Origin of the sequence: Micromonospora sp. NPDC005553, assembly GCF_042871765.1 — a bacterium.
GTDB lineage: Bacteria > Actinomycetota > Actinomycetes > Mycobacteriales > Micromonosporaceae > Micromonospora.
Map to the genome: position 1 here is coordinate 299307 of NZ_JBIAJD010000005.1, position 7564 is coordinate 306870.

Annotated in this window: 7 protein-coding genes; all 7 read left to right on the forward strand. The window is 72.0% G+C overall.

Annotated features, from left to right (window positions below; translation table 11 throughout):
• Window positions 1-3 precede the first annotated feature (3 nt).
• A complete protein-coding gene (locus tag ACFYPG_RS22235; RefSeq protein ID WP_387353723.1) occupies window positions 4-1473 on the forward strand; it encodes a sensor histidine kinase in 1470 nt (489 codons plus the stop codon).
• The gene (locus ACFYPG_RS22240) at window positions 1470-2369 is read left to right on the forward strand and encodes a Gmad2 immunoglobulin-like domain-containing protein (protein WP_355009117.1); all 900 of its coding nucleotides are present in this window, start codon (window positions 1470-1472) and stop codon (window positions 2367-2369) included. Before ACFYPG_RS22235 ends, ACFYPG_RS22240 begins: the two co-directional genes overlap by 4 nt.
• A gap of 378 nt (window positions 2370-2747) precedes the next feature.
• Window positions 2748-2930 carry a hypothetical protein gene (locus tag ACFYPG_RS22245; protein WP_355009118.1) on the forward strand — a complete coding sequence of 61 codons (183 nt, stop codon included), beginning with the start codon at window positions 2748-2750 and terminating at the stop codon, window positions 2928-2930.
• Complete coding sequence (locus ACFYPG_RS22250) at window positions 2927-4273, forward strand: glycosyltransferase (protein ID WP_387353724.1); 1347 nt, start codon at window positions 2927-2929, stop codon at window positions 4271-4273. Before ACFYPG_RS22245 ends, ACFYPG_RS22250 begins: the two co-directional genes overlap by 4 nt.
• Before the next feature lie 149 nt (window positions 4274-4422).
• The gene (locus ACFYPG_RS22255) at window positions 4423-5052 is read left to right on the forward strand and encodes a TetR/AcrR family transcriptional regulator (RefSeq protein WP_355009120.1); all 630 of its coding nucleotides are present in this window, start codon (window positions 4423-4425) and stop codon (window positions 5050-5052) included.
• A gap of 33 nt (window positions 5053-5085) precedes the next feature.
• Complete coding sequence (locus ACFYPG_RS22260) at window positions 5086-6579, forward strand: MFS transporter (RefSeq protein WP_387353725.1); 1494 nt, start codon at window positions 5086-5088, stop codon at window positions 6577-6579.
• Between the two features lie 111 nt (window positions 6580-6690).
• Window positions 6691-7482 carry a maleylpyruvate isomerase family mycothiol-dependent enzyme gene (locus tag ACFYPG_RS22265; protein ID WP_355009122.1) on the forward strand — a complete coding sequence of 264 codons (792 nt, stop codon included), beginning with the start codon at window positions 6691-6693 and terminating at the stop codon, window positions 7480-7482.
• Window positions 7483-7564: the final 82 nt, after the last annotated feature.

Here is a 7564-nt window from a genome sequence, read left to right on the forward strand (position 1 = left end):
GCGATGGCCGGACGCGCGGTGTTGCCCGGGCGCCTGCGGCGCCGGCTGACGATCGCGTTCGTCCTGGTCGCCGGTGTCTCGGCCGGGCTGCTGGCCGGCGGGACCGGGCTGCTGCTGCGGCAGTCCTGGTTGGACGCCTCGCTGCACGAGGCCGCCGCCGACGCCCGCTACCAGCTCGTTCTCGCTGGGCAGTTCCTGCCGCTGACCGAGCAGCGCAGCACCGAACTGCTCACCAGCTTCGAGGCCAGCGGTCGACACGTGCTGCTCGTCGACGGCCCGACCCGCGCCTCGCACCCCGCGTACGCCCCGGTGCTGGGCACCCGGTTGCGGGCCGTCGTCGCGGACGGGCGGCTCGGCTATCAGCGCTCCGCGCTGGCGGAGCGTCCTCGGCTGCTGGTGATCGGTGGGCGCATCCCCGGCTCGACCGCCGAGCTGTACGTCCTGACAGTGGAGGACGACGTCGCCACCGACCTGGGTCAGCTACGCACCGCCCTCGTGGCCGGCTGGGTGCTGGTGGTGTTGCTCGCCGCCGCAGTGGGTCACGCGTTGGCCCGCCGGACGTTGGAACCGGTGGGCCGGGCCAGCCGGGCCGCCCGAGCACTCACCGAAGGGCTGCTCGCCACCCGCCTGCCGGTACGGGGGCGCGACGAGTTCAGCGCCTGGGCGGCGACCTTCAACGAGATGGCCGAGGCACTGGAGTCGAAGATCGCGGCGCTGTCGGCCGCGCAGGCCCGCGAGCGGCGCTTCACCGCCGACGTCGCGCACGAACTGCGTACCCCGGTGACCGCGTTGGTGGCCGCGGCGTCGCTGCTGCGCGAGCACCTCGACCAACTGCCCGACGACGCCCGGCCGGCGGCCCGGTTGCTGGTCGGCGACGTGGTCCGACTTCGCCGGTTGGTCGAGGATCTGATGGAGATCTCCCGGCTGGACGCCGGGCAGGAGCAGCTGGCCGTCGGGCCGGTCGACGCGTTGGCGCTGCTGCACGACATCGTGGCGGCGCGCGGCTGGTCGCCCCGGGTACGGGTCACCGGTGTTCCGGTCGCGGCGCGCACCGACCGGCGTCGGCTGGAGCGCGTGCTGGCCAACCTTGTCGCCAACGCGGTCGAGCACGGCGGTGGCGAGATCACGGCCAGCGTGGTGGGCGCCGGGCCCCTGGTCGTCTTCGAGGTGACCGACGAGGGGCCGGGCATCCCGGCCGAGCACCTGCCCCGCGTGTTCGACCGGTTCCACCAGGTCGACCCATCCCGCTCCGCGCCGGGCAGCGGGCTCGGGCTGGCCATCGCCCGGGAGCACACCGAGGTGCTCGGCGGCGCGTTGAGCGTGCGCAGCGAACCGGGCGAGGGCACCCGGTTCCGGCTGGAGTTGCCCGTCGCCGGGCCCGCTGGCCCGCGCGATGACCTGCGAGACCCGGACGATCCCGCCCACCCGGGTCCGGTTGGGCGTACCGCCGGCACGCCGGGCGGTGTGGGGTGACCGGCCGCGGTGCGGTCGGGCTGGGCGCACCGGCGCTGGTCGCGGCGCTCCTGCTCAGCGGCTGCGGCACGTCCCGCTCCGGTGACCTCGGCCTGGCGCCCACCGCGCCGCCGCCGAGCGTCGCACCCACCGACCGGCCGGAACCCACCCCGACCCGGGCCACGGCAACGACACCACCACCCACGAACCGGCCGCCGGGTCCGTCGACGACGGCGTCCACCGGCACGCGCCGGCTGGACCCGGTGACAGTGGAGCTGTGGTACGTCCGCGCCGGGCTGCTGGTGCCGACCCGGCGCACGCGGCCGGGCACTGTCGCGACGTCCCGGCTGGCGCTGACGGAACTGGCCGCCGGGCCGAGCCCGGCCGAGGCCGCCACCGGGATGATCACCCTGCTTCCGGCCGGGGTCGAGGTCACCCGCATCGCCGACGGCATGGCGACGCTGCGGGTGCCGTCCGTCGGCGACCCGGCAACCCGGCGGCTGCGCGAGGCGCAGGTGGTGTGGACGCTCACCCAGTTCCCCAGCGTGCGTCAGGTCCGCCTCGACGACGCGGCCCCGGTCGACCGGGCGGACTACGCGGACCTGCTGCCACCGATCGTGGTCACCGGCCCGATCCCCGGTGAGCGCGTCTCCGCTCCCCTCGTCGTCACCGGCACCGCCACCGTGTTCGAGGCGACGGTGAGCGTCCGGGTGCTGGACGCCGCCGGCCGGCAGGTGGCCACCGGTTTCGGCACCGCCAGTTGCGGCAGCGGCTGCCGGGGCGGCTACCGCGTCGTGGTCGGCTGGCGCACGGTCCGCGAACAGAAGGGCACCATCGAGGTGTACGAGGTGTCGGCCGAGAACGGCGAGCGGATCCACACGATGGCAGTGCCGGTGGTCCTGGCACCTCGCGACTGACCGCCCTGCCCGAGAGGGTGTTAACCCGGTGCGTCATCCATTTGTCGACATCGACGTGCGGGCCTGACGTCTACCCGACAGAGCGGCTCCTCGTCGGCGTTTTCCCAGCTGGCGCGGCCAATCGGTGAAAGCGCAGGTCACACGCCGTGGAGCCGGTGAGAACGTCTCCGACACGCCGGCAGCGGGATGGTACGCCGGACCGGACCGGACGACCGTCCCCGTGAACTTGGAGATTGACCTGCACAGACATGTTTGCCAACGTGAGCGCGTCGTTGCGCAGAGTCATATTCGCTGTTCAGCGCTGTGGTGACCGGCCGTATCGGAGTCGCGTCGGTCGCCGCGACAGCCTCACCATCCCTCACAGAGCGGAGATACATCATGTCCGGTGGCAGCCTTCCCCGTACCGGTATGGGCGTTGTCACGATCGGCGGCGCGGCCGGTATCGGCGGCTACGCCCTCCCCCTGCCGCTCACCATCGCCCTCACCGGAGCGACCGCCGTCCTCGTCGGCTTCATCATGATCCGAATGACGTTCCGTCGTCAGCAGTCGGTCGGACAGTGACCGCGAGCGTCACGAGGGGTCGTGTCCTGTTCGCCGCGGCGGTCGTCCTGGCCGCCGCGGCGGCGTGGACCGCCCATCACGTCCTCGCCGTGATCGGCGCCATCGACGGAGGCGGTCACCGCTTCACCTTCGCGTACGCCGTCATGTTTCTGCTGCTGATCTGGCAGCTCGGCACCTCCTATCTGGAGAAGCCCGCCGTGGTCACCGACCGGATGCAGGGGCACCTCGACGCTCTGCACGTGGTGGGTGTCGTGCCGGCGTACAACGAGGATCCGGGCGCGCTGCGGGCCTGCCTCGAATCCATGATCTTTCAAACGCGCAAACCAGACACCATCTACGTCGTGGACGACGGGTCGAAGCTGACCGAGGGCTACCAGCCGATCAAGCGGTGGTTTCTCGACGTCGCCCCGGTACACGGGATCATCGCCGCCTGGCACATCCAACCCAACGCCGGGAAGCGGCACGCCCAGGCCGCCGCGGTGCGGTCGACACCGGCAGCCGACGTCTACTGGACGGTGGACTCGGACACCATCTCGGACCCGAACGCCCTCCGGGAGTTGTTGAAGCCCTTCGCCGACCCGGCGGTGCAGTCCGTCGCGGGGGTGGTGATGGCCGCGAACGTGCGCAGCAGCTTCCTCACCCGGTTCACCGACCTGTGGCTGGTGACCGGGCAGCTCACCGACCGGTCGTCGCTGTCGGTGTTCGGGTGTGTGTGGGTGAACTCGGGCCCGATCGCCGCATACCGCGCGGAGGTGGTTCGCGACAACCTCGGGGCGTATCTGACGGAGACGTTCTTCGGCCAGCGGGTGCCCTTCTCCGACGACTCCCTCCTCACCCTCTTCGCGATGGTCCGGGGACGTACCGTGCAGCAGCCGTCGGCGTTCGCGTTCTCCCTCATGCCGGAGAACACCGGGCACTTCTGCCGGATGTTCCTGCGCTGGATGCGCGGCAGCTTCATCAGGACCTGGTGGCGGGTCCGGTACCTGTCGTTGCGGTCGATCGCGTGGTGGCTGCATCTGCTGCGCTGGGCGGCCACGGTGGTCGCGACGGTGCTGTTCGTGGCGGTGGCGGTCCTGTCGCCGATCATCGACCCCGATCCGCGGGCGATTCCGTGGCTGGTGGCTGTGCCGTTGATCGTGGGGTACGGGCAGGCGCTCCGCTACATGACGGTGCGACGATCGGACCAGTCGACCGCGTACCAGTGGGGCACCTGGCTCCTCACTCCCGTCGCTGTGGTGTTCGCCCTGGTCGTGCTGCGGGCGATCCGCTGGTACGGCGTCGCCACCTGCTGGCGCACCGGCTGGGGCACCCGCAAGAAGGTGGAAGTGGCGCTGGGTTCCTGACCACGACCCGGGCCGATCCTGACACCCGGGCTGACTCCAGGTGAAACGTCACCGTTTCGTCGGCCGAGTGCGAGGCAACTCACGAAACCCTGCACGGCCAGCCAACCGCGAACTATGGTCAGTACGACATCGTTTCGCGGGGGGTCGAGATGCTGGGTGGTCAACAGGTGGGCGCGGGCGCCGGGGTGCCGGCGGCTCGGGCGCCGCGCTGCACCGACAGCGATCTGTTCACCGTCGTCATCGACACCCTGCGCGAGGTCGGTTTCGACCGGATGACCATCGACGCCGTCGCCGCCCGCGCCCACGTCAGCAAGGCCACCATCTACCGACGCTGGGACGGCAAGGCCGAGCTGGTCGTCGCCGCCCTGCGCGAACGGCAGGTGGGTGTTCACAACCCGCCCGACACCGGCTCCCTTCGCGGCGACCTGATCGAGTTGCTGCGGGCCACGGCCGCGATCTGCACGGCCGACTGCGACCTCATGCAGGCGTTGACCTTCGCCATGCGGACCAACCCGGAGCTGGAACGCCTGGTGCGTCACCAGGTGCTGCCGGCCGGGCGGGTGGCGACCACCGCCATCCTGGTCCGGGCCGCGTCCCGCGGTGAGATTCCGCCGGAGGCCGGCGAGCGGGAGCTGTTCCACGATCTGGCGCCCGCGCTCACCATGTCCCGCATCGTCGCGCACGGCCTACCCGCCGATGACGCGTTCCTCACCCAGGTCGTCGACCAGGTGCTGATCCCGGTACTCCGCTATCAGCACGACCGTCCCTCGCCGGCCTGATTCACCGATATTCGCAACACGGAAGGCTTCACCATGCCCGGAACCACCTCGACCGCGCCCGGCGCGCCCAACGCCGGGCCGTCGACTGGCGCACCGCACCCGCGGCGCTGGATCGCGCTGGCGGTCATCGCGGTCTCACAGCTGATGGTCGTCCTGGACGCCACGATCGTGAACATCGCGCTGCCGCAGGCCCAGTCCGACCTGGGGATCACCGACGCGAACCGGCAGTGGGTGATTACCGCCTACACGCTGGCCTTCGGTGGTCTGCTGCTGCTCGGCGGTCGCATCGCGGACTACTGGGGGCGCAAGCGCACCTTCCTGGTCGGCATGACCGGTTTCGCGCTCGCCTCCGCCCTGGGCGGACTGGCCACCACCGGTGGGATGCTCTTCGCCGCCCGCGCGTTGCAGGGCGCCTTCGGCGCGCTGCTCGCCCCGGCCGCGCTGGCGCTGCTCACCGTCCTGTTCACCGAGGCCACCGAGCGGGCCAAGGCCTTCGCGGTGTACGGCGCGATCGCCGGCGGCGGGTCGGCGGTCGGCCTGCTGCTCGGCGGTGTGCTCACCGAGTACGCCGACTGGCGCTGGTGCCTGCTGGTCAACATCCCGGTCGCCGCCATCGCCATCGCGTTCGCGCTGCCACTGGTGCCGGAGAGCCGGGCCCACGGCAACACCCGCTACGACGTACCCGGTGCGATCCTGGTGACCGCCGGCCTGGTCTCCCTGGTCTACGGCTTCACCAAGGCCGCCGAGGACGGCTGGGACGCCACCGCGACGCTCGCTTTCATCGCCGCGGGCGTGGTGCTGCTCGCCGCCTTCGTGGTGGTCGAGCTGCGCTCCAGCCACCCGCTGCTGCCACTGCGGATCCTGCTGGACCGCAACCGGGGTGGGGCGTTCCTCACCTCGACGCTGATCGGCGCCGGCCTGTTCGGGGCGTTCCTCTTCCTGACCTTCTACTTCCAGGTGGTGTTGCAGTACAAGCCCCTCGAAGCCGGTCTCGCATCCCTGCCGGTCACCGCCGGTGTGCTGATCGCCGCGGGTGGTGCCAGCCAGCTGATGCCCCGGTTGGGTGCCAAGCCGCTGATGGTCGCCGGTTCGGTGCTCGCCGCCCTGGGCATGCTGGTGCTGACCCAGATCGACGTGGACACCTCGTTCCTCACCCACCTGCTGCCCGCACAGGTCGTCCTGGGCCTGGGGCTGGGCTTCACCTTCGTCCCGCTGTCCAGCCTCGCCCTGGTCGGGGTGCCGGAGCACGACGCCGGCGCGGCCAGCGCGACGCTCAACGCCACCCAGCAGATCGGTGGCTCGCTCGGCACCGCGCTGCTGAACACCTTCTACACCAGCGCGGTCGCCGCCTATCTGGTCGGCCGGGCGCCGAACCCGGTCAACCAGGTCGAGGCGCTGGTGCACGGCTACCGAGTGGCCTTCGCCTGGGGCGCGGCGCTGATCGTGCTCGCCGGACTGGCCACCCTGGTCCTGGTGAAGGTCCGCAAGGAGGACATCCCGACCGGCAACACAGTGCACATGGGCTGAGCCTGACCGACGTGGCCGCCGCCCGGAACGCGCCCGACACCGGGGCGGGCCGGCCGGCGGCCACGTCCGGTAGCGTCCGGACCATCGTCGAGAATCCGTTTGAGGAGATCCATGTCGACCCCTGCTGACCAGATCATCACCGCTCTGCGCGCGGGCCACGAGGAGCTCGCCGCGCTCGTACGGGACCTCAAGGAGGACGACCTGCTGCGGCCGTCGGGGGCCAGCGAGTGGCAGGTCTCCCAGGTGCTGAGCCACCTGGGCAGCGGCGCCGAGATCAACCTGGCGACGCTGGACGCCGCCCGTTCCGGCGCGCCCGGCCCGGACGGGGACTTCAACCGTGGCGTCTGGGCGCGCTGGGACGCGATGTCCCCGGCCGAGCACGCCGCCGGGTTCCTCGCCACCAACGAACGGCTGGTCGAGGCGTACGAGGCGCTGGACGCCGAGACCCGGGCCTCGATGCGGATCGACCTCGGCTTCCTGCCGGAGCCGGTCGACGTGGCCACCGCGGCCCGCTTCCGGCTCAGCGAGTTCGCCCTGCACCAGTGGGACGCCGAGGTGGCGTTCAACCCGTTCGCGGCGGTGACGCCGGGGGCGGTGGCGCTGCTGCTCGACCAGATCGGCGGCATGCTGGCCTGGACCAGCCGGCCCCAGGAGCTGGCCGGCGGGGAGGCCACGGTGCTGGTCCGGCTGCACGCGCCCGAGCGGACGTTCGGGCTGCGGCTGGGCGAGAAGGTCGAGATCGTCGACGCGCCGGAGCGCCCCGACGGGGAACTGGTGGCCCCGGCCGAGGCGTGGCTGCGGCTGGCCACCGGACGGCTGGGCACTCAGCACACCCCCGACGGGGTGCAGGTGACCGGCCCGGTGACCCTGGACGACCTGCGCCGGGTCTTCGTCGGCTTCTGACCAGCGGCCGTGGGGGGGGGGGGGGGCCGCCCCCCCCCCCCCCCCCCCCCCCCCCCCCCCCCCCCCCCGGTGGTGGCCCCCC